Origin of the sequence: Dendronalium sp. ChiSLP03b, assembly GCF_034531165.2 — a bacterium.
In the GTDB taxonomy this organism is placed as follows: Bacteria; Cyanobacteriota; Cyanobacteriia; order Cyanobacteriales; family Nostocaceae; genus Dendronalium; species Dendronalium minutum.
Genome location: NZ_JAVRBR020000149.1, coordinates 15,570 through 38,063 on the forward strand (window position 1 = coordinate 15,570; position 22,494 = coordinate 38,063).

The window sequence follows — 22,494 nt, forward strand, 5'->3', positions numbered from 1 at the left end:
ATATTGGACATCTCAAAAAAGTCTACTTATGATACTCGTACAAAGCATGGAAGGAAACACAGATGTCAGAGAACATGAGAAGTCAGGCGGTCACACAAGGAGTGCAGCGATCGCCAAATCGGGCGATGCTGCGAGCAGTAGGATTTCAAGATGAAGACTTTAACAAAGCCATCGTCGGCGTAGCCAATGCCTACAGCACCATCACCCCCTGCAACATGGGAATCAATCAACTAGCAAAGACAGCCGAAGCTAGTATTAAACAAGCCGGAGCAATGCCGCAAATGTTTGGCACAATTACCATCAGCGACGGCATCTCAATGGGAACAGAAGGGATGAAATATTCCTTAGTATCGCGAGAAGTCATCGCCGACTCCATCGAAACCGTCTGTAACGGCCAAAGCATGGATGGAGTAATAGCCATTGGCGGTTGTGATAAAAATATGCCAGGGGCAATGATTGCAATGGCGCGGATGAATATCCCAGCAATCTTTGTCTACGGTGGCACAATTAAACCCGGGCACTACAACGGTCGGGACTTAACCGTAGTTAGTTCCTTTGAAGCCGTCGGACAATACAGCGCTGGCAAAATAGACGACACCGAACTAATGGAAGTAGAACGTCGGGCTTGTCTTGGTGCGGGTTCTTGTGGTGGGATGTACACAGCCAACACTATGTCCTCAGCCTTTGAAGCAATGGGCATGAGTTTACCCTATTCTTCCACAATGGCAGCAGAAGACGGAGAAAAAGCCGATAGCACCGCCGAATCCGCCAAGGTTTTAGTAGAAGCAATTCGCCAACAAATCTTACCCAGGCAGATTATCACCCGCAAATCCATAGAAAATGCTATTTCTGTAATTATGGCTGTAGGTGGTTCAACTAACGCCGTATTACATTTTCTGGCGATCGCTCGCGCTGCGGATGTAGAACTAAATCTTGATGACTTTGAAGCTATCCGTGGGCGCGTGCCTGTTTTGTGCGATCTAAAACCGAGTGGTAGATATGTCGCTACAGACTTACACAAAGCTGGTGGTATTCCCCAAGTGATGAAAATACTACTAGTGCATGGTTTACTCCACGGTGAGTGTCTGACGATTACAGGTAAAAGTATCGCCGAAGTCTTAGCAGATGTTCCCGACGAGCCACCCGCTAATCAAGATGTAATTCGTCCTTGGAATAACCCCGTGTATGCTCAAGGACACCTAGCTATTCTCAAAGGTAATCTGGCAACAGAAGGCGCTGTTGCTAAAATTACTGGTGTGAAAAATCCTAGCATTACTGGGCCTGCACGGGTATTTGATTCCGAGGAAGAATGTTTAGATGCCATCCTGGCGGGTAAGATTCAAGCTGGAGATGCGATCGTGATTCGTTATGAAGGCCCCAAAGGTGGCCCTGGGATGCGGGAAATGTTAGCGCCGACATCGGCAATTATCGGTGCTGGTTTGGGTGATGCGGTCAGTTTAATTACTGATGGACGCTTTTCTGGTGGTACTTATGGTATGGTCGTGGGACACGTTGCGCCGGAAGCTGCTGTTGGTGGTGCGATCGCTCTAGTGGTAGAAGGTGATACCATCACCATTGATGCCCATTCTCGGTTGTTACAGTTAAATATTTCTGATGAAGAGTTAGCACGACGACGAGCTAACTGGCAACCCCGTCCACCCCGTTATACAAAAGGCATCTTGGCGAAATATGCCAAGTTGGTTGCTTCTAGTAGTGTCGGTGCTGTTACTGATTTGGATTTATTTAATGAGTAATTAAACACCTATTTCCAAAAACCTGATGGGTTTTGAATTAAAACGCAGAGGGGCGCAAAGTTTAGCGCAGAGAAACGCGAAGTTTTAGAGAATTTGTGAGAGGAATTTGCGGGTGCGTTCTTCTTGGGGATTGGTGAAAAAGCTATCGGGGGTGGCTGATTCGACTAAGTGACCGCTATCCATTAACACTACTCGGTCAGCCACTTCACGGGCGAATCCGACTTCGTGGGTGACGACTACCATTGTCATGCCGTCACGGGCAAGATTTCGCATCACATCTAAGACTTCTCTGACCATCTCTGGATCTAAGGCTGAAGTGGGTTCGTCGAATAGCATAATTTTAGGTTGCATGGCTAATGCGCGGGCGATCGCTACCCGTTGTTGCTGTCCACCAGATAATTGTCCTGGATATTTCTGTGCCTGTTCTAAAATTCCGACTCTGTCTAGCAATTGCATCGCTAATTCTTCAGCTTTCGTCTTCGAGAATCGACGTACCCAAATTGGTGCCAAAGTGATATTTTGTAGCACTGTCAGATGGGGAAACAAATTGAATTGCTGAAATACCATTCCCACTTCTCGCCGAATTGTTTCAATATTTCGCAAATCATGGCTGAGAGTAATACCATCGATTTCAATTTTTCCTTGTTGGTATTCTTCTAAAGCATTAAATGTGCGGATAAATGTTGATTTACCCGAACCCGAAGGTCCCATTAAAACTACTACTTCTCCGCGATTTACTGTTAAACTCACACCCTGGAGAACGTGGAATTTGCCATACCACTTATGAACATCTTCAGCAACAATTATTGATGTCTGTTCTGTCACGGTATTTTACCTATAAATAAAAAATCAAAAAAATTAATTTTTAATTACTTAATTGTCTTTCTAATTGCCGAGAAGCCAGCGACATTGAATAACAAAATACCCAGTAAATCAATCCAATAAATAAATACACTTCTGCATAGCGACCGAGAAACTGTGGCTGTGCCAAAATGGAACGGGCAATACCTGTGAGTTCCACCAATCCTACCAAAGATAACAGTGAGGTGTCTTTAAATAAGCCGATAAACTGACCCACAATAGCAGGAATAACAGCACGCAAGGCTTGTGGTAGCACAATTAATATAACTGCTAAGGGTATGTTAAGCCCTAGTGCATTTGCGGCTTCAATTTGACCGCGTGGGATTGCTTGGAGTCCGCCGCGTACATTTTCTGCCATATAAGCAGCACTAAATAGGACTAGTCCAGCGATCGCTCGTACTACCCGATCTAAACGCCAATCTGTTGGCAGAAATAAGGGCAGCATTACCTGAGCAAGGAACAAAATTCCAATCAGCGGCAGTCCTCTAATGATTTCAATGTAAAGAATACAAAACCAACGTACTACAGGCAAACTACTTGTGCGTCCTAAAGCAAGCAACACACCAATAGGAAAAGAAAGCACAATACTAACTGCTGCCATTAGTAGGGTAAGTAGCAAACCGTTCCATAAATTTGTGGATACAGATTGCAAACCAAATCCACCACCAATTAGCCACAAAATTATTGGGAAAGACAACAGCCATACTATGGAAAGCCAAGGGACTATTACTTTAGAAAACCTGCCTCCAATCCCAAAACCGACAAATAGCAAAACTGCAACCAACAATAACCAAAGGCGGGATGTTAAATCTAAGGGCAAAATAACTAATAGCAAGCCGACAATGAAAGCAAATAAAGCTACTCCACGCTTTGTAAATTGTTGCTTGGTCATGAATATTCCCGCAGTTACAGCGCCTAAAGTCGAAGCGATCGCCAGTACAATCCAGGCTCGCCAATATAGCGTTTGGGGAAACCTACCAACTAAAAATAAACGCAAATTAACTTGAATGACTGCCCATTGTGCTTGAGTAGTTGCCCAAGTTATGACTCCTCGCACTACCCAAAATAGGAATACTAAGCAGATAACTGTTAATAAGCTGTTGTACCAGTTACTAAACAGATTTTTACGCAGCCACAACAATTGAGAATTAGTCATGAGTTACTTCTCTGTCATCTTTCTTGAATTTGTACGGTGCGATTAAACAAATTCATCACTACGGAGATAGTTAAACTGAGGGTAAGATAGGTAAGCATCAGTAGCAAAATTACTTCTACGGCTTTCCCTGTTTGATTAAAGGTGGTTGAGGCGACAAAATAAATATCGGGGTAGCCGATCGCGATCGCTAAACTAGAATTTTTTGTCAAATTCAAATACTGGCTCGTTAGTGGTGGAATTATCACCCGCAAAGCTTGAGGAAAAATCACTAGCCGCATCACTAATCCTGGTTTTAAACCTAGCGATCGCGCTGCTTCCCATTGTCCTTTTGCTACTGATTGAATCCCACCTCGAACAATTTCTGCAATAAATGCACCTGTGTAAAAAATCAACCCCAAAAGTAAAGCTGCAAATTCAGGCGACAAGGTAAACCAAGGAAGTTCTAAGCCATTTTGACTCAAACCAATGAACCCCCAAGAAATTTTATTTTCTGCTTTGGGAAAACCAAGAAAAACAGCAAAGTACCAAAATAGCAATTGTAGTAGTAAAGGTATATTGCGAAAAATCTCCACGTAAACTAGAGCGATATTCCGCACTAGCCAGTTATCAGATAAACGGGCTATTCCTGCACTTACGCCCACAACTGTGGCGAAGAAAATTCCTGTTACAGCTATCCGCAAAGAGTTAATTAAGCCTACCCACAAGGCGCGGCTGTAAGTATCAGTTGGATTATAGGCAATAAGGGTTTCACCTATGTCAAAGGATGCTTGCTGCTTGAGAAAATCAAATCCGAACTGAATACCTAATTGCTGCAAATTGCGTTTAAGATTACCCAACAGCATTGTTACTATAACTGCTGTTACAAATACGGTAATGAATTGCCCAGCAATGCGCCAAAAGCGGCGATCGCGCCATATAGGCGGTTTTGAATTAGTCATTAGTAGAGACGCGATTAATCGCGTCTGTACAGTTGTTAGTAGTTGTTCTCCTCGTCATCTCTCCCATCTTTTTACCGAAACGGTGGAGAATAGAGCAGTCCGCCCTTTGTCCAGAGTTGATTTTGACCGCGAACTAGATTGAGTTTTGTCTTGGGACCGAGATTGCGATCGTAAATCTCAGCATAGTTGCCTACATGCTTGACTATCCTGGCTGCAAAGTCTTTTGTTAAACCAATTCCTTCACCGAGGTTGCCTTCTGTTCCCAAAAACCGTTTCACATCTGGGTCAGTACTATTGGTGAACTGCCCTAAATTCTGGGAATTGATGCCTAACTCTTCGGCTTTTACTAGTGAATAAACCACCCACTTGACAGCATCACCCCACTTAGTGTCCCCTTTAGCAACTGCTGGTGCAAGTGGTTCCGAAGAAATGACTTCATCAAGAATTGTGTTATCTTCTGGCTTTGGTAGAGTCGTGCGTCGAGAAACCAATGCTGAACGGTCGGCTGTAATAGCATCGCAACGCCCTTCAGCATAGGTAGCAAAGGTGATATTAACGTCCTCAAAAACAACGGGTTTGTAAGTAATACCACGTTTCCGCATTTGGTCTGCTAAGTTTTGCTCGGTAGTAGTACCAGTTTGCACGCAAATTGCCTTATCTTTCAGATCTGCCAGTGACTTGATGCCGCTACTTTTGCGAATCATTATGGCTTGTCCGTCGTAAAATACGACTGGTGCAAATTCCAGACCTACTGAGGTATCACGACTAAGTGTCCAGGTGGTATTACGGCTGAGAACGTCTATTTCCCCAGTTTGTAAGGCTGTAAAGCGCTCTTTGGCATTGAGGTTGCGAAATTCTACTGCGTCTGGGTTATCAAACAAAGCGGCTGCTATGGCGCGGCAAACATCTACATCTATGCCGCTATATTTACCATCAGTTCCCACAAAGCTAAATCCTGGTACTTCACCGCTGACACCGCAAATTAGCTGACCACGGCTTTTGATAGTATCCCAGCGATTTCTAGTTGCTTGTGCTGCTGGATTACTGGCTATATTTGCTGTTTGTCCTGAGTCTCCACCACAAGCGGTAATGGTAAAAAGCATGGGGGCGATCGCTAGGATTAAAGCTGATTTCCGCATAAACTTCATGAATACTGAACTACCAAAAATGTATTTCTAACTACAATGATTGTGTAAAACAAAGTAGATGCTTGTAATATAAAACTTTTTCAGCACCTATGCTTTATTTCCCTTTAATACAGAGATAGATGACGTTTTTACTTATTTTTTTATAAATCTTATAGTTTATATATTAATTACTAAAATATGGTTCACAAAAAAATATAGATTAGATATTATATTTTTCCGTAGTAAGACAGAATTATTATCATAAAAATTAAAATATAATGTTAATTAATTTATGATTTGTTTAGCATTTTGAATATGGAAATAAATTATTTAACTTTATGTTATGTGATTGACTTTTGTCTAGCTTAACGATAGTTTCACAGTTTCGATAAGGATTAATATATCTCTTGTTAGGCGGCTGGCCTTCTTGCAAGCAAACTGATTGTGGAGCTACGACAATGTAAGATATCTGGTCTTCATGCTCATTTCCCAGACCAAAATTTGTTTAATCATGGAATCTGGATAAATTAGCAAACAGACTCAACTATTGTGCAAAAACTCATTGCATACTTCTAAAAGGAGAGAAGTAGCTACACCAACTTAAGCACCTGCCACTAGCAGGTTAAACTAGTTTTGGTGACAGCCGCTCCACCGTTCCTTATGAGGCTTTTATGGGAGCTAATCTCAAACAGATTGCTAATTACTTAGACAAACTAGGTTGGGACTACCGTTTTGATGATGAAGAAGATCGTATTATCACAGGTGTAGAAGCTGATAACTTAGAAGATTTTCTGATAGTTGTCCAACTGGATGAGGAGGGAAAATTTTTTCGGGTATTTGCGCCTCATGTTTTGGCGGGAGTTCAAGATCATCCTCACAAGAGTGTAATTCTCCAGACGATGTTGGCTATTTCTTGGGAAACCAAAATGCTGCAATGGGAGTACGATCCCTCCGATGGCGAAATCCGTGCCATTATCGAGTTTCCTCTAGAAGACTCGATTCTTACAGAAAAACAATTTCACCGTTGTTTAAGTGGTTTAATTCAGATTGTTGATGGTATAGCGTTACCTCGGCTGAAAGAGGTGATGGCCACAGGTCAAGATCCAGGGAATGTAGAACTTGGGGAAAGAATGTTACTGAGTATTCAAGAAGAAGCTCCTGGATTGCTAGAAGTCCTGGAAAAGGCCATGGAAGCTAGGAAAAAGCGGGGAAGTTTTCCCAGCGAGTGAGGCGATCTATCACTGAAATAGCTATACTCCAAAGTGATACCCTCACTATATACTGAATTTTTCTAGGGCTGGATTTTATGACATCCTATGCAACCTCCTCTGCCAAAGCGGAAATGAGTGAACTCCGGCGATTAAAAGGCTTACTGCCGCCAGAATTGCAAAGCTGGGTCACGGTTGAAGGCACAACTGAGGTCAATCCACCCCTGATCCGTAGCGAAGAAATTGGTAAAGACCAAGTAGAAATTCAAATTGACTTGGTGAAATGGGATGCTCTCGCGATGGATCAGCGTAATCTGCTGTTCTGGCATGAAGTAGCGCGCATCCAAAATGACACAATTCCCAAAGATGGTTGGGAAATGGCAGCATTAGCTATCGGTTTAGGTGGCGCTGTTGGTGAGTTGTGGGTGCAGGATGGATTGTTACTAGTATTGGCTTTAGCGCTGTGTGGCGTTTCAGGCTGGCGACTATATCAAAAGAATAACGGGGACAAGCAACTCAGAGAATTGCTTGATGCTGACGAGAAAGCGATCGCTTTAGCAACTCGCTTTGGTTATAGCCTCCCCAACGCCTACAAAAGTCTGGGTAGCGCCTTAAAAACCCTAATTGACAACACTCCTAGCAAGCGCCAACGGTCTAGATACGAAGCACGTCTTTCTGCTCTCAAACGCAGTGCCAACAAGGCAAAAGCTAAATCCAGACCCACAGATGAAGGTGGATTCTAGAAACTGGAAATTAGATTGGGTGGGTATTGCCCACCCAAAAAAATATTTAATTAATCTTCAACTTGGATCGCTTCAACCAGAAACCACTTAACCCCAGCACCATTAGTCCAGCAGTTGTGGTTGGTTCTGGTACTTTGGTCGGCTGTACAAATCCTTTTAACTCCTCGCGGCTAGCTTTAAAAGAATAAAGATAGGTAGGAAGTAAAGAGGTTCCTTGCGGACAACCACTATCAAGCGGATTATCGTCAGAGCCATCTGTACAAACATTAAACTGCTCATTAGTATCTTCATTCTGAGTCACACTGAAGTCGTTATCCGTACCCAATAAAATTGCGTAGGAACCATCAGCCAGTTGAGGGCCGATCGCTAAACCTTCTAATTTTTCTGGAATTACTAGCCCTTCGGCTTTCAGAAGCTCAGCAATATCAATAAACGGTGATGTAGACTTCTCCACAGGTAATACGCCAGAGGGTAGGTCATTTATACCTGCCAAGCTAATGTTGCTAACATCTGTTGCTCCTGTCAGACTAATTTTGTAGACGCGTTTACTAGCAACAGGATTTTCACCTCCGGCATCTTCTACACCAACACCCCGATTATCTCGCTCCAATACTAAAAATTCATCATTATTCAAAGCGGTAATGGCACTGACACCAATATTCCGCCCTTGAGCATTTGCTCCAAAATCATCGTCTTCTCCAGGAATGCGATCGTTGATAGCTGCCAAACTTTCTAGCTGATAAATGTATTGAGCAGAACTCTGACCTGTTGCTGTGTCAAATTCTACTAACCTTAAATTGCGGCTACGCCGCCCATCTGGCGAACCCTCATTCACTAATGCGTCTTGCAGAACTGCGTATAATTTTTTGCCATCTGGGCTAAGAGTTACACCTTCAAAGCCCCGGTTATCTTGGCGACCGCTAGTAATATCTGGGCGACCATCTACATAGTTAATTGTGCCATCACTCTGTTTAGGAATCAGATTACTCGGAGTCTCAAATGCCCGGATGAAAGAACCGATAGGACTGAATTCGTAAACAGACGGGCCATATTCATCAGAAACGTAGAAATTGCCATTAGGAGCAACTACAAATCCCTCTGGGTCGAAGCTTTTGCCAAGAACTGCCACATTGCCGTTGAGTTGGCTGGAGTTTAACCCGTTGAAGTTTTGACCATCCTGGGTAAAGAGAATAGTGTCCAGTATTTTAAAGTTGCCGATCGCGCCACTGTTGGGATCGACATCTAAGGAAAATTTCTGCACCCGCGTGTTGTAGGAAATGACACCGCCACCGGGGCCGCGATCAGCAAGACCGTAGTAAACATTGTTGTAGCGATCGTAGTAGAGATCGGATAAAAAACCTAAGCGATTGATATTAGCACCACTGCTACTAGGTTCGTACAAATCTTTACTATCACCGGGTATGATGATGTCGTTGACGAAGGCAATAGCGTGGGCAGAGTTTGCCGACCCCGCAATACTAACTACACTGGTGACCAGTGAAAGGCTTAATCCAAAAATCCAATGCCTTGCAAAAATCATGTCCACTTCCAAAACATAATCAGTTTTTTCAGCTTTAGACTTGCGGATTAAAGAAAGGTTAATGCAATATTAAGGTAATTATTGTGACATCGATTTTTTATAGAAATCGGTTTTTACTTGATTACATCTTCATCAAAATTTTACTTGACAGTAACCTTTACTAAGCCTTCTAGGGTTGGTGAGCAATACCATTTTAGAGTTTGAGCAGTTTACAGCTGATTTAACATTTTATGAGTTTGGGGTATAACACGGACGTGTGGTACAAACTTTTTCATCAAAGCTTGCCACATTAATACTTGTTCTGGAGTGGGAGCAAGCACAGGCGTTTGAGTGAATTGTTCAGATGCTGGTAAAGGTGTGACAGGCTGTAAAAATATCGGTATGTCGGGACTGACATCTGCCACCAACAAAGCAGAACGTTCCAACTCAGTTGGGTCTGTATTATTGGAGATAATTATTTTGACAAAAATATCTAAGTGTGAACCAAAACATAGTTGGAGAAACTTTGCATGTTCTGACCAATGGCTTTCGCCGCTAACACTAGGCAGTTTGAAATCCATACCTACAGAGTCCAAGTAGGGCAGAATCGTAGCTAATTGTTCTGGGCGATGTCCACCAGTTTCCAGGTATACAGGTAGATTAGTGAGCGATCGCACTTCGGGCAAAAATTCCTTTAAGAAAGGCACATGAAGAAGTGGTTCTCCCCCAGTTAAGCTAATGCTATCGTGTAGACACGGTAGATTTTGCCTTTGAACCCATTCGATTAAGGTGGGCAGTGGGACGGGATTAGAGTGAATTTCAAAGTCGCGTAATCCTGGCGATCGTTCTACCTTACAGGTAGCGGGTGCATTCCACGTGTGGGCACTATCGCAAAAGTGACAGCGCAAGTCACACAAAGCAAAGCGAATAAAAATTTGACGTGTCCCGACATTCAGTCCTTCCCCTTGAATAGCAGAAAAGACTTCAATCAGGCGTGCAGTAGGTTTAACCGTAGTTTTAGCAGTCATGGGATAGTAGCAACGCGATCGCGCTGCGTCGGCACAAAAGCAAGAATGTTTTTTTACTTCTTGTTCTATTGTGAATCGTCGCTGGCAATCTCCGCTCTCACCCCAAACAACTAGCAACTAGTCCTAATTCCTACTGATTTAACATGAGGTTAGGTAATTTTCTAGGACAAAATAATGTTTGGCAGATTAAATTCATATGGCAACGAAAGTGCAGAGCTTCATGACTAGCCAATCCACAGAAGCAGATTTTCCAATTACTTCCCTAAATGAAATGGCAATAGTACAGGTGCCAGCGCGGTTAAGCGTGCTTGAAGCGGTAGGCTTTAAGCAAACCTGCCAAGACTTAACTCAAGCAAACTCGCATCCCCAAAAAATCATTCTTGATTTTCATCAAACTACTTTTATGGATAGTAGTGGTTTGGGGGCCCTGGTTAGTAATTTTAAAACTACCCAGGAAAAAGGGATTGCATTGATCCTGCGGAATGTTACTCCTCAGGTGATGGCAGTGCTAAACCTCACTGGATTAGATAAAGTTTTTCCTATTGAGTCTATTAGTGAAACGCCGCCAATAGAAGCTGAAAACCTCATAGCCGGCCCCAAAAGTACTTCTCGTAAGGTAGAGCAGCTACCAGCTACTCATCCTTCTGTAGCATCTTGGATGAAACGGTTTATAGACATCGTTGGCGCACTAGTAGGTTTGGCGATCGTAGGAGTTTTATTTATTCCTATTGTGGTTGCTATTCAAATCGACGATCCCGGCCCAATTTTCTTTGCTCAAATTCGCTGTGGTTGGTTGGGCAGGCGTTTTAAAATTTGGAAATTCCGCTCCATGTGTGTGGATGCGGAAGCGAAGAAATCCCTAGTCAAAAACCAAGTAGAAGGTGCTTTTTTCAAGAATGAGAACGACCCCAGAATTACGCGAGTAGGGCGATTTTTGCGGCGAACTAGCCTGGATGAATTGCCGCAATTTTGGAACGTTCTCAAAGGAGATATGAGTTTAGTTGGTACTAGACCACCCACACCAGATGAAGTAGAACGCTATGAAGTACCAGAGTGGCAACGTTTAGATGTTAAACCAGGAATGACTGGAGAATGGCAAGTAAATGGGCGATCAAAAGTACGCAGTTTTGAGGATGTAATTCGACTAGATTTGCTATATCAGCAAAACTGGAGTTTGCTGTACGATTTGAAGTTAATTTTCAAAACTGTAGCCATTCTTTTTAATAGAAACAGCGGTGCTTATTAACTAATTACCATTCATTTGTAATTAGTTACAGCAGATTTCAAGTTAGTGAGGTACAGATAATTGTAAGGGCGAACGGCCGTTCGCCCCTACTTGTGTACTTCATTTACCTGAAAAACGCTGTATAAAGTTGCGAATGCTAAAATTTTTATTTGGCAATGCTCAAGTCCACAAGTAACTTGGGCATTGCTTTTATTTACCTAGCGCTCTCTGCGTGCGCTTTCTACGACGAACAAAAGTCTATTGATATCAAGTTGCAGTCAAACATGATATCCCGTCATTACGACTGAAACAAAGTGGAAGTAAGCAATCTCATCCACCCTGAACTATTACAACAAAACGCAAATTAGTATAATTAATTGCACTCAGTTACTTACTTAAAAATTATGAAATTGGAATTTGAATAATAAACTCTGTACCTTCTCGCGGTACAGAAATACAACTCAACTTACCTCTGTGGGTTTGTTCAACAATTTGACGGGCAATAGACAACCCCAAACCAGTTCCTTTACCCACAGATTTTGTAGTAAACAAATGATCGAATATCTGTGATTTTACCTCATCTGTCATTCCCCAACCATTGTCTTTAATACCAATTACCACAACATTCTCATCTGATACAACTTCAGTCCTAATAATAATTTGATTGGGGTTAGCTTTGAGTTCATCAAAAGAATATTTAAGACTTGCCTCATCTAAAACATCAATTGCATTGGCAATGATATTCATAAATACCTGATTCAGTTGTCCGAGAAAACATTTTACAGGTGGTAACTTCCCATAATTTTGTATAACTTGAATCGCTGGACGTTGTTCGTTAGCTTTTAAACGATACTTGAGAATCAGTAACGTACTTTCAATGCCCTCATGAATATTACAGGCAACTTTTTCGAGAGTATCAGCCCGAGAAAATGTGCGTAGGCTGGTACTAATGTTGCGGATGCGTCCAGTTCCTACTTTCATTGAAGAAATCAGCTTGGGCAGGTCTTGGATGAGAAAGTCTAAGTCAATTTCTTCGGCATTTTCTTCAATTGCCGCTATGGGAATGGGATAGTGTTGCTGATAAATTTTTATGTGAGAAATCAAGTCTTGTACAAATTCTTCAGCATTATTGATACTGCCTGAAATAAAGCCTAGAGGATTATTAATTTCATGAGCAACTCCTGCAACTAAGTTTCCGAGAGTTGCCATTTTTTCATTTTGCACAAGTTGCAATTGTGCTTGCTGGAGTTGTTGTAAAGATTGTTCTAATTCAGAGGCTTTATCTCGCTCTCGGGTTTGCGATCGCAGCAAATTTTGATAAAGTTTAGCATTTTCTAAAGAGATAGCAGCTTGCACGCATAAATAACGTAAAATTTCGACGCGATCGCTTGTAAATGCCCCTGTCGTCAAATTATTTTCTAAATAGAGTAAACCTATTAATTTTCCTTGGTTGAGAATAGGAGTACATAAGATACTTTTAGGCTGATAGCGAACAATATAGGGGTCGCTAGTAAAAAAAGGCTGTGAACTCTCATCAGCAATCTTCCAAAAAGGCTGTAACTTGCCATCATCAATAGCCAACAACGGCTGCAAGTTTCCATCATCAAATACCACAGTTACTCTGGTGCGAGATACATAGTTGATGAGAGTAATAGGAATGTCCTGACTTTGTTCAACAGGGATGGATTGGAGAATATTTTCTTGTCCAATTTCCGCCATTGCTTCTATAACTAAGGCATCACCTTTGAGTAAAATCAGGATACTTTTTACAGCACCTGCATTCTCCATCACCACTTGCATCAATGTGGAAATTAGTTTATCAAGTTGGATTTCACTAGCAAAGGCTTGCGAGGCTTTCACAACTGTTACTAAGTCTAGTACCGCTGAAACACTGCTACTAGTAGAAAGATTAGTTCTAACAGATGCACTTAGGGAATTGGTATGGCGACCTGAATCTTGACGAATATTTTGTGGTTTGAGAATCGGAGCAAGTAATTGCGGATAATATTTTTCTAAGTTTGCAAGTTTAGCTAATGCTCCCCAGCGGGCATAACAGTAATAAGCTTCAGATAGATAAACTTGGGCAATCTTTTCTTTACCCCATTCTAAGTAAAATTTAGCAGCAAGTTCATTGGCAAGGGCTTCTTCTTGGATATATTCGTTTTCTTTGGCCCCAGTAATAGCACGTTCATAACAATCTATTGCCTTACCATTCTCACCCAAAACTCGATATCTCTCTGCCTCTACTAAGTAAAACTTATGCAAATGATTCATTGGTGCATGATGTGCCCAATTCTGCATTTTTTCCTGGTTATTTTTCACCTGCTTCAATATGCTTTCTTGTCTGTCATTAGAGGCATTAGTATACACTACTAGTAGGGTTAAAGAATCGTAGAAATAGAATAGAGGAACAGCAAAAAATCCTAAAATATTATCTAAGTATTTTTCTGCGATCTCAGCATTTTTCAGAGCTTGAGTATACTCACAAAATAGATAACAGAGCATCAATTTGTTGATATACAAGTAGCAAATTGCGCCTTTGTCATTCCCTTGCTGATGCAGAGGTAGCATGATTTCTTCATTGTAAATATCGCCCTTTAAACAATAAGCATGTTCGCTGTTCGAGAGCAAGTTAAGCACTACCTGCCAATACATTTGTTGTTTATGTAAGGATGGTTCTTGCTGAAGTTGAGCGATCGCTTGATTGTATATTGCCATTTCCTGTGCCACAGAGGTCAGTTCTTTTCCTATGAAGAAGGAATGAAACAAATAGAGGTTGGCGCAGTAGGCTGTAAATTCTAAATCTCCTGTTTCTAGTCCAATAGAGTAACCTAATTGTACGGGTTGCAAACTTTCTCTAAGATGCTCTTTCCAATGATTTATAATGCCATAAATAGGTGCGTGTGTCTTCGCTATAAATTCTTTAGCATTCAATTGATCTAATAGCTGGAGAGTCAGCTTGCCTAACTGATAGCCAGCTTCAATATCTCCGTCAACAGCACAAAGAATAATCCCATAATTGGAATATCCATAAAGAGAAATAGCAGTATGACCATATTGCAGTGATAAAGTAACCTCTTTAAAGACGATTAAATAATATAATTCCGGACTAACTGTATAAGCAGCGGAAACTATCTTCGACAATATATTCATAGCAGCCAGTTTGTCCGGGTCAGTCATTAATCCCAACTCAAATAAGTCCTGCATAGACTTTTCTGCTAAAGCCGCTTGGGTCTTTTTGAGTTCACTGGTAATATCTGTTTGTGTTGGCTGCTCGGGAAATTCGATTCCTAATAGTTTGAGAATTATTAGTCCCGTTTGGATGGCCTCAAACATCCTATTTTGAGCTATTTGAGACAGGATTTTGACTTCATAAGCTTTTAATCGATCCAAAAGATTTTTGCCGCATTGTACTAACACCTGTATCCATTGCTCCATCTCCAGAAAATCGCCATTCAGGTAAGTTGCCTCTGCTATTTCTGAATACAGTGATAGTGTCAAATTATATTGACTATGCCAGCTATCTGCTGGCAAAAGTTGTATGCCTGTTGTTAAATACTTTATAGCGGCAGCGTAAGCAGTTGTAGCCTTAGCTTTACGACCAGCAGTTAAATTTAGTTGGGCAAATTGCTGGCGTTCTATTGGATTGCTAATTAACTCTGCGCCAACATTCAACTGATTGACAATCTCAAAAATTTTGTCTTCTAACTCTGATTCGGCAGTATTACTCAATAACAATTGCCCAATCTGAAGATGAGTTATCTGTTTTTCGTTTTCGGGAATCAGAAGATAGGCTGCTTGTTGCACCCGGTCGTGTAAAAATCTGTATGTGACTGTCGTTAATTGTTCGTTGTTAGTTGTAAGTTGTTCATATTTATTAACCACTGACAACTGACAACTAATACCTGACTCACCTTGAAAAAACTTATAAACTTCACTTGTGGGAATCACAAGTCCTTCTTGCAGTGCTTCCCACAAATCTGCTGCTGTCTCCACTGGAGACTTTTTATAAACTATGGCCAATGTATCTAAATCAAATCTGTTACCAATACAAGCAGCAAGCTTTAATACCAACTGAGTTGATTCTGGTAATTTCTGTAGTTGCAGCGCCATGAATTCGACAACATCATCGGTGAGAGCCAAAGCTTTGACTTGAGCAATATCACACTGCCAATAACCACCGTTGAAGTTAAAAGTAATTAGCCCTTCTTCATATAGAGACTTGAGAAATTGATTTGTAAAGAAAGGATTACCTTGAGTTTTTTGGTGGGCTAATTGAGTTAACGGTAATGCCAGTTCAATTGGACAACTGAGTGTATCGACAACAAGATGATTTAAGTCAGATTGATTTAAAGGAGTTAGGGTAATGGTATTTACTATTGCTCCAGTCTTGCAAATCTCTTCTAAAGTCAACATTAATGGATGTGCAGGCAAAACTTCATTATCTCGATAGGCACCAATCATTAATAGATAACTAAGATTAGTTTCGCTCATTAGCAATTGGATTAACTTGAGCGAAGCCAAGTCTGCCCATTGCAAGTCATCTAAAAAAATAACTAAGGGATGTTCCTTAGTGGTAAAGACTTGGATGAACTTCTGCAATAGTAAATAGAAGCGATTTTGAGCAGCAATACCTGACAATTCGGGAACAGAAAGCTGTTTACCAATAATCCATTCTATTTCGGGGATTACTTCAACTAGTACCTGAGCATTCTCTCCCAAAGCACCGAGAATTTTGGTTTTCCACACCTCAAGTTGGGCATTACTTTCACTCAACAGTTGCCCCATCAAGTCGCGAAAGGCTTGCAAAAATGCTGAGAAAGGAATATTACGCCCAAACTGGTCAAATTTCCCTTTGATAAAGTAACCTCGTTGCCGGACGATGGGTTTGTGGACTTCATTGACCACCGCAGTTTTGCCAATCCCAGAGAAACCCGCTACTAACATCATTTCACTACGTGAGGAGAGTGGTGAAGAATCTTTCTTTACTCCCTCTGCGCTAACTCGTTCAAAGGCAGCCAGTAGGCTTTCTACTTCCTGTTGGCGACCGTAGAGTTTTTCTGGAATGCTTAAGCGATCGCAAATATCCCGTTGTCCGATCTCAAAGCTGTCAATTTTGGCATCTTCTTGCCACTGTTGCCAGCATTTTTCTAGGTCATACCTGAGTCCGTGGGCACTCTGATAGCGGTCTTCGGCATTTTTCGCCATTAGTTTACTAACAATCTCACAGATAACTGGGGGAATAGCAGAATTGAGGCTATTCACTGTGGGGGGATGCTTAGCAATGTGGCAGTGTACCAACTCCATTGGGTCAGTATTAATGAAGGGAAGTTGTCCTGTGAGGAGTTCGTAGAAGGTGATACCCAAAGAGTAGAAGTCAGTGCGATAGTCAACCAAACGGTTCATCCGTCCGGTTTGTTCGGGAGACAAATAAGCCAGCGTTCCTTCTAAAACATTGGGAGAAGCGATCGCTTGTGTTTCTCTTGGTAGTAGGGAGGCGATGCTAAAGTCGATGAGTCTGACTTCTTTTGTAGTGGGATTAATTAAAATGTTGGCAGGTTTAATATCTTTGTGAATTATCCGATGCTGATAAAGTCCTTCTAAAGTGGTGACAACTTGAATAGCAATAGAGAGAAATTCACCTACAGTTTTGGAATTTCCTCCTTTTTCCATTTCTTCCTTGAGGGAAATACCACCAAAATCTTCCATAACTAAAGCATAGCGATTGTGATAGTTTTCCAAACTGTAGGTTTTGATAATGCCAGGCAGGTTGAGATTTTTAGTAATGGTGTACTGATTGCGGAACTGCACTAGTTCGCTGATACTGGGATACTCATTTTGCAGCAGTTTGATCGCGACGGGTTTCTGGTCTTGCTCTCTGATAGCACGATAAACAAAAGTTCTGCGACCACAGTAGATTTGCTCAAGGATTTGATAACCTGTCAGTTTTACCATTGGTCTTTACCATACCTTTACAGTTTTCCTCCACATGACAGTTATTGTTCCCATGTGCAGCATGAAGTTAACAAAATCTAACTTTTGTGCAGAATTAAAAGTAAAAATGCTTTATACCATTTGGGATCGGAAATTGCTTTCTAAGTCTAGGTTTTGTGAATCTATCTGTCACAATAATTTAGAAGCATTATTAATAATCATCTAATATTCAACAATGATTAAATAATAATTAAATTTTGCAAGTTTTATGCGAAATAGTTTTTCTAAGAATCACTGAGAGTAGACATGACTGGCAGATTTTGATTAACTTGCTCATCGTTGCCAGCAAGATACTCAGAAACTTGATGCATTTTTGTTGGACTTTTACCCTCTATCTCGTAGCTAGATTTAACTAAACTCATATAAAGAGCTTTGGAGTTGAGATTAAGGGTAGCTAGTCTTCTATCCCTGAACAGTGGTCTATATCTTAATCGGTATAGTTGATTTAGTAGTTTCCACTGATAATTTTGGAGATTAATATTCTTAAACGGTAAGTGGCAATAGTGGTAATAAGCCGCACAAATATCAAATCTATTCCAGTACATAAGATTTTTAACTCCATGCCACCCTGAAGATCAAAAATGTCTAGCCTTCAGTAATTATCGGCTAAAGTAAGCTCATTTGCACAGTTTTTGGGACTAGGGACTGGGTACTGTAGAAAGGGAAAAAGGAAAGATCCAAACCTTTACCCTTTACCCTTTACCCTTTTCCCTGACTGAAGGGCTTGGACTCCCGACTTCTGACTCCCACTTTCCTATTCCTTGTCCCAGTTCTCCAGTTCTTCCAGTTAGGTTAGCGACTACACTAGCAATAGCAGCTGGTTCTACAGGTTTAGATAAATGCATTTGATAGCCTGCTGTAATTGTTTGCAATCGGTCTTCAACTCTGGTATAAGCTGTTAACGCTATAGCAGGAATTTCTCCCCCTTGTTCTGGCTTGAGGGCACGTACCTTACGGATTAATTGATAACCGTCTTCTTCTGGCATTCCGATATCGCTGACTAAGACATGAAAACTGAATTTAGAGATGGCTTCAATTGCTTCTGTTGCCGAGGTAACGGCAGTTATGCTTGCACCGCATGTTTCTAGTACAGTTGCGACAAAATTTCGAGCATCTGCTTCATCATCGACAATTAGTACACGTATGCCCTCAAGAGTTGGTAAATTTTCAAATGTTACTTCCTGCCCATCATTAGTTGCATGTATCTGGTCTACCGTGCTGGTCTTGGGCGGAATTGGAATTTGCGGTAGTTTGACAGTAAACGTTGCTCCCTGTCCTTTACCAAGACTATTAGCACAAACGATGCCACCATGTAGCTCGACCAAGTGACGCACGATCGCTAACCCTAATCCTAAACCACTGTAGGTACGGGTAATCGAACTATCCGCTTGGCGAAAGCGATCGAACACAAAAGGGATAAACTCAGGGCTAATACCCTGTCCGGTATCAGTGACAATAATTTCTACCTGGGAATTAACTTGCTCCACTAGTACCCGAACTTGTCCACCTTTGGGCGTAAATTTCACCGCATTAGAGAGTAAGTTCCAGATCGCTTGTTGCAAGCGGTCAGGATCGCCCGTGATGGAACCTAATGCTGGGTCAAGTACGGTTTGAATTTGAATTTCTTTGGCATTAGCAGCAGGAAGCACTGTCTCAATTGCCGCCTCGATCGCATCGACTAAATTCATGGGGCGGATATGCAAGCGTAATTTGCCCTGAATAATTCGGGAAACATCAAGCAAATCTTCTACTAGTTGGGCTTGGGCTTTGGCGTTGCGCTCAATCGTCTGCATTGCTTTGACGGTGGTAACTTCGTCAAATTTGCGGCTATTGAGTAACCGAGTCCAACCTAGCATCGCGTTTAGGGGAGAACGCAGTTCGTGGGAGAGGGTTGCTAAGAACTCATCCTTCAAACGGTTGGCGGCTTCAGCCTCCAGACGTGCCTGCTGTTCGCGAGCAAGTAGCTGTGCCCGTTCGTGTTCAATTTGCTTGCGGTCTGTAATATCTGCCAGCAGATAGACTGCACCAATAAATTTTCCTTGCTCATCTAACACCGGATCGATGGTTTTAGAAAACCACCGCCCTCTAGACTCGGTTTCTAAGCTTTCGCGGCGGCAAGTTTCCTTAGCACGGTTAAAGCAATCGCCACTGCCAAATCCCAGCGATGTTTTCATCAAATCGTGATGGTGGTAGCCCAAGATTTCACTAAGCGGCTTGCCCAAAAGCTCTATTAAGGAACGATTACAGCGTTGTAACCTACCTTCACGGTCGAGCAAGCCAACGCCATCATTGATTGAGTCAAAGGTGGTTTGCCATTCTCGCGCCGATTTTAAAGCAGACTCTTCAGCTTGGCGAATTCGCACTAGCGATCGCACTGTCGCAATTAATTCAATTGGCTCTACAGGCTGTACGAGATAGGCATCAGCGCCGCTATCTAACCCTTGAGCTTTGTCCTCGCTCTTCACAAAACTGGCAGACAGATGCAGGACAGGAATAAAGGCAGTCTCAGGATTAGATTTAATTCGATGACAAACTTCAAAACCATCCAATCCAGGAAGTTTGACATCCAAAATCACCAAATCGAGATGATGCTCGGCAAATGCTTTTAGTCCCTCCTCCCCACTAGCCGCCTCCACAACCACAAAGCCAGCATTTCGCAAAATCCGACCGACAACATAACGATTAGCTGCGTTGTCATCAATGTGCAGGATTGTGAGCAATGGTTCCGGCATGTGTTTCCTCTTTAGTTGTGATTTAGGATTAATCCTGCTGTGACTAAGGCTTGCCGAAGTTGGGTACTCGCTTCTGCTTGAGATGATGTCTGTTTAGTAATAATTGCTACACAGTTTTTAGCTAGATAGTTTTGCTCTTCTCCCTCTAGCGGTTTGGAAGTGTTGAGAATCACGGGAATCGCGCTAGTAATGGGATTGCTTTTTAGCTGGTTTAGCACTTCCATGCCATTGATACCCGGCATATTCAAGTCGAGGACAATTGCTTGCGGCTTTTCACTTTCAGCTAGTCGTAGCCCCTCGCTGCCATTGGCTGCTTCTAAGATATGAAGCGAAGTATTAGTTAAAAGTTGCTTTAACACGTACCGAGATGCCAGGTCATCATCAATTAATAGAAGCTTTTGCAGCTTGTCTTGTTTAACTAGCGTATCGAGTTTGGTAAGCAGTAACAATCTGTCTACAGGTTTAATTAGAAACTCATTAGCTCCTGATGCTAGCACTTGTTTCTCATTATCAATCACGGTAACGACGATAATAGGAATATGGCGAGTAACGTCATTATCCTTAATTTCAGCCAAGAAAGACCAAGTATTTTGCTCCTGTAGTAAAATATCGAGAATAATAGCGACTGGTCGGAACTTTTGCAAAGCCTGTTTTGCCTGATTCACGGTTGTTGCTGAAATCATTTGATAATTCGATGCTTGCAAACACTTTTCATAAATCAGCAGGGTTTCGTCATTATCTTCTACAACTAAGACAGGAAAGCGCTCTGGGTCAACTTGCCAAGTAGGTGAAGGTAGAGTCAGAGTTGTGTTTGAGCCAGTGTAGACCAGGGGAATTGACGCAAAAAATGTAGAGCCTTGGCCAAGTTCGCTCTTTAATGAAACATCACCACCTAAAAGCTGCGCTAGTTTCCGCGACAGCGGTAGCCCCAGTCCAGTTCCTTTCACCCGTTTTTGCAATTCCGATTCAATTTGCACAAAATCCTCAAAAATTCGCTCTCCATCGCTTGGTGCAATACCAATTCCTGTATCAGCGACGGAGAAAGTAATAGTATCACCAGTCATCATTGCTGTCACACGCACTTCACCTTGCTCAGTATATTTCAGTGCATTGGAAATAAAATTTCTGAGAATTTGGGCTACTTTACCTTCATCGGTGTGCAGGGTCGGTAGACCAACAGGTTCATCAAAGATCAGGGCAACTGAGGAGTTATAAGCTATCAAGGGACGGAGCATACCGCGTAAAGCCCCAAATAAATCGCTGACTTCAAAATCACTGGGATGCACGGTAGTCTTGCCAGCTTCTACCTTTGCCAAGTCTAGGAGATCGTTGATTAACTCCAACAGACCTTCAGCAGCTTTTTGGATGAACGTCACTTGCTTTTCTTGTTCTGTTGTTAACGACCCATCCATATGAGCCAATAAAATTCGTGAGAGCGAAATCACAGAGTTGAGCGGAGTGCGAAACTCGTGGCTCATGTTTGAGAAGAAGCGAGTTTTGAGTTCATTCGCCTTCTGGAGGAAATCCGCTTTTTCATCCAGTTCGGCGTATAATGCGACCACACCGCGATTAGTATCTTCCAACTCGCGGTTTAGCTGCATGAGTTCTTCCTCGCGCTTACGCAGTTCTGCCATTGCTTGGAGTAATTCCTGGTTCTGGCGCTGAATTTCCTCAAAGGGATTTTGTGGCGATCGCTCTTCAAATTCTTGCTTGATTCGATCTAAGCGTTGGCTAGTTAAATTTGGTGCTTTCTTGGGTAATTTCTTGTAAATCAGCACTTTTGTGCCTTGTCCAACCACAGATTCAATCTGAAATTGGTCTACCAATTTTTGCGTGCCAATGATGCCCAATCCCATACCAGTTGTGGAAGTATAGCGTCCCTCCAAAATCATTTTTAGGTTAGAAATCCCCGGCCCCCTGTCGTCGATATCCACCACTAAGTTCTGGGGCGCTTCACCTTCGACTTTAAATTCAACCGTTCCCCCACCTGCATACTGAAAAGCATTCCGGACAATTTCGGAGACTGCCGTAGCGATTCGTACTTGATCTTGAGAGTCGAACCCTAATAATTCCGCAATTTGTCGTGCCCTTTGCCGCGTCAGCACCACATCTTGCTCGTATCGAATTTCTAAGGTGAGGATAGTTAAATTCATTTGTCAGCGATCGGTTGTCAGTTTTTATTCCCTATCTCCCCTGCTCCTCTGCCCCT

Annotated in this window: 14 protein-coding genes; 4 read left to right on the plus strand and 10 right to left on the minus strand. The window is 42.1% G+C overall.

Annotated elements, in window-relative coordinates; genetic code table 11:
- Positions 1-62 precede the first annotated feature (62 nt).
- Positions 63-1,754: a dihydroxy-acid dehydratase gene (gene ilvD, locus RMY31_RS34510; protein ID WP_322659247.1), complete on the plus strand. Its 1,692-nt coding sequence runs from the start codon at positions 63-65 to the stop codon at positions 1,752-1,754.
- An 84-nt stretch (positions 1,755-1,838) separates the two neighbouring features.
- Here the strand turns inward: ilvD and RMY31_RS34515 are convergent, their stop codons facing one another.
- The 4 genes from RMY31_RS34515 to RMY31_RS34530 all read right to left on the minus strand — a co-directional run bounded on the left by RMY31_RS34515 (position 1,839) and on the right by RMY31_RS34530 (position 5,848).
- Positions 1,839-2,579: an amino acid ABC transporter ATP-binding protein gene (locus tag RMY31_RS34515; protein ID WP_322659248.1), complete on the minus strand. Its 741-nt coding sequence runs from the start codon at positions 2,577-2,579 to the stop codon at positions 1,839-1,841.
- 40 nt (positions 2,580-2,619) lie between these two features.
- Positions 2,620-3,771: an amino acid ABC transporter permease gene (locus tag RMY31_RS34520; RefSeq protein WP_322659249.1), complete on the minus strand. Its 1,152-nt coding sequence runs from the start codon at positions 3,769-3,771 to the stop codon at positions 2,620-2,622.
- 14 nt (positions 3,772-3,785) lie between these two features.
- Entirely contained in the window at positions 3,786-4,709 is a 924-nt protein-coding gene (locus tag RMY31_RS34525) for an ABC transporter permease subunit (RefSeq protein ID WP_322659250.1), read from the minus strand.
- Between the two features lie 71 nt (positions 4,710-4,780).
- Positions 4,781-5,848: an amino acid ABC transporter substrate-binding protein gene (locus tag RMY31_RS34530; RefSeq protein ID WP_322659251.1), complete on the minus strand. Its 1,068-nt coding sequence runs from the start codon at positions 5,846-5,848 to the stop codon at positions 4,781-4,783.
- A gap of 659 nt (positions 5,849-6,507) precedes the next feature.
- Here RMY31_RS34530 and RMY31_RS34535 point away from each other — a divergent pair.
- Both RMY31_RS34535 and RMY31_RS34540 read left to right on the plus strand, forming a co-directional pair.
- Positions 6,508-7,065 (plus strand): hypothetical protein, encoded by a 558-nt coding sequence (locus RMY31_RS34535; protein WP_322659252.1) that lies wholly within the window; start codon positions 6,508-6,510, stop codon positions 7,063-7,065.
- A gap of 77 nt (positions 7,066-7,142) precedes the next feature.
- Complete coding sequence (locus RMY31_RS34540; RefSeq protein ID WP_322659253.1) at positions 7,143-7,787, plus strand: DUF3318 domain-containing protein; 645 nt, start codon at positions 7,143-7,145, stop codon at positions 7,785-7,787.
- A gap of 46 nt (positions 7,788-7,833) precedes the next feature.
- On the opposite strand, the gene RMY31_RS34545 is transcribed toward RMY31_RS34540, so the two are convergent.
- Both RMY31_RS34545 and RMY31_RS34550 read right to left on the minus strand, forming a co-directional pair.
- The gene (locus tag RMY31_RS34545) at positions 7,834-9,327 is read right to left on the minus strand and encodes an esterase-like activity of phytase family protein (protein ID WP_322659254.1); all 1,494 of its coding nucleotides are present in this window, start codon (positions 9,325-9,327) and stop codon (positions 7,834-7,836) included.
- A 209-nt stretch (positions 9,328-9,536) separates the two neighbouring features.
- Positions 9,537-10,334 (minus strand): 7-carboxy-7-deazaguanine synthase QueE, encoded by a 798-nt coding sequence (locus RMY31_RS34550; protein ID WP_322659329.1) that lies wholly within the window; start codon positions 10,332-10,334, stop codon positions 9,537-9,539.
- Between the two features lie 196 nt (positions 10,335-10,530).
- Between RMY31_RS34550 and RMY31_RS34555 the strand changes: the two genes are divergently transcribed.
- On the plus strand, positions 10,531-11,580 hold the full coding sequence (locus RMY31_RS34555) for an anti-sigma factor antagonist (RefSeq protein WP_322659255.1): 1,050 nt from the start codon (positions 10,531-10,533) through the stop codon (positions 11,578-11,580).
- Between the two features lie 381 nt (positions 11,581-11,961).
- Here RMY31_RS34555 and RMY31_RS34560 read toward each other — a convergent pair whose 3' ends face one another.
- The 4 genes from RMY31_RS34560 to RMY31_RS34575 all read right to left on the minus strand — a co-directional run bounded on the left by RMY31_RS34560 (position 11,962) and on the right by RMY31_RS34575 (position 22,438).
- On the minus strand, positions 11,962-17,514 hold the full coding sequence (locus RMY31_RS34560; RefSeq protein WP_322659256.1) for an AAA family ATPase: 5,553 nt from the start codon (positions 17,512-17,514) through the stop codon (positions 11,962-11,964).
- 263 nt (positions 17,515-17,777) lie between these two features.
- Positions 17,778-18,098: a hypothetical protein gene (locus RMY31_RS34565; protein ID WP_322659257.1), complete on the minus strand. Its 321-nt coding sequence runs from the start codon at positions 18,096-18,098 to the stop codon at positions 17,778-17,780.
- A gap of 147 nt (positions 18,099-18,245) precedes the next feature.
- Positions 18,246-20,285, minus strand: a complete 2,040-nt coding sequence (locus RMY31_RS34570; protein ID WP_322659258.1) for a response regulator — start codon at positions 20,283-20,285, stop codon at positions 18,246-18,248.
- Positions 20,286-20,296: 11 nt separating this feature from the next.
- The gene (locus RMY31_RS34575; RefSeq protein ID WP_322659259.1) at positions 20,297-22,438 is read right to left on the minus strand and encodes an ATP-binding protein; all 2,142 of its coding nucleotides are present in this window, start codon (positions 22,436-22,438) and stop codon (positions 20,297-20,299) included.
- Positions 22,439-22,494 lie beyond the last annotated feature (56 nt).

What these genes read in the sequence shown, in the direction of transcription:
- RMY31_RS34525 (WP_322659250.1), bottom strand. Translation starts at nt 4,709, where the DNA reads ATGACTAATTCAAAACCGCCTATATGGCGCGATCGCCGCTTTTGGCGC.
- RMY31_RS34560 (WP_322659256.1), bottom strand. Translation starts at nt 17,514, where the DNA reads ATGGTAAAACTGACAGGTTATCAAATCCTTGAGCAAATCTACTGTGGT.
- ilvD (WP_322659247.1), top strand. Translation starts at nt 63, where the DNA reads ATGTCAGAGAACATGAGAAGTCAGGCGGTCACACAAGGAGTGCAGCGA.
- RMY31_RS34550 (WP_322659329.1), bottom strand. Translation starts at nt 10,334, where the DNA reads ATGACTGCTAAAACTACGGTTAAACCTACTGCACGCCTGATTGAAGTC.
- RMY31_RS34570 (WP_322659258.1), bottom strand. Translation starts at nt 20,285, where the DNA reads ATGCCGGAACCATTGCTCACAATCCTGCACATTGATGACAACGCAGCT.
- RMY31_RS34540 (WP_322659253.1), top strand. Translation starts at nt 7,143, where the DNA reads ATGACATCCTATGCAACCTCCTCTGCCAAAGCGGAAATGAGTGAACTC.
- RMY31_RS34555 (WP_322659255.1), top strand. Translation starts at nt 10,531, where the DNA reads ATGGCAACGAAAGTGCAGAGCTTCATGACTAGCCAATCCACAGAAGCA.
- RMY31_RS34565 (WP_322659257.1), bottom strand. Translation starts at nt 18,098, where the DNA reads ATGTACTGGAATAGATTTGATATTTGTGCGGCTTATTACCACTATTGC.
- RMY31_RS34520 (WP_322659249.1), bottom strand. Translation starts at nt 3,771, where the DNA reads ATGACTAATTCTCAATTGTTGTGGCTGCGTAAAAATCTGTTTAGTAAC.
- RMY31_RS34545 (WP_322659254.1), bottom strand. Translation starts at nt 9,327, where the DNA reads ATGATTTTTGCAAGGCATTGGATTTTTGGATTAAGCCTTTCACTGGTC.
- RMY31_RS34575 (WP_322659259.1), bottom strand. Translation starts at nt 22,438, where the DNA reads ATGAATTTAACTATCCTCACCTTAGAAATTCGATACGAGCAAGATGTG.
- RMY31_RS34535 (WP_322659252.1), top strand. Translation starts at nt 6,508, where the DNA reads ATGGGAGCTAATCTCAAACAGATTGCTAATTACTTAGACAAACTAGGT.
- RMY31_RS34530 (WP_322659251.1), bottom strand. Translation starts at nt 5,848, where the DNA reads ATGCGGAAATCAGCTTTAATCCTAGCGATCGCCCCCATGCTTTTTACC.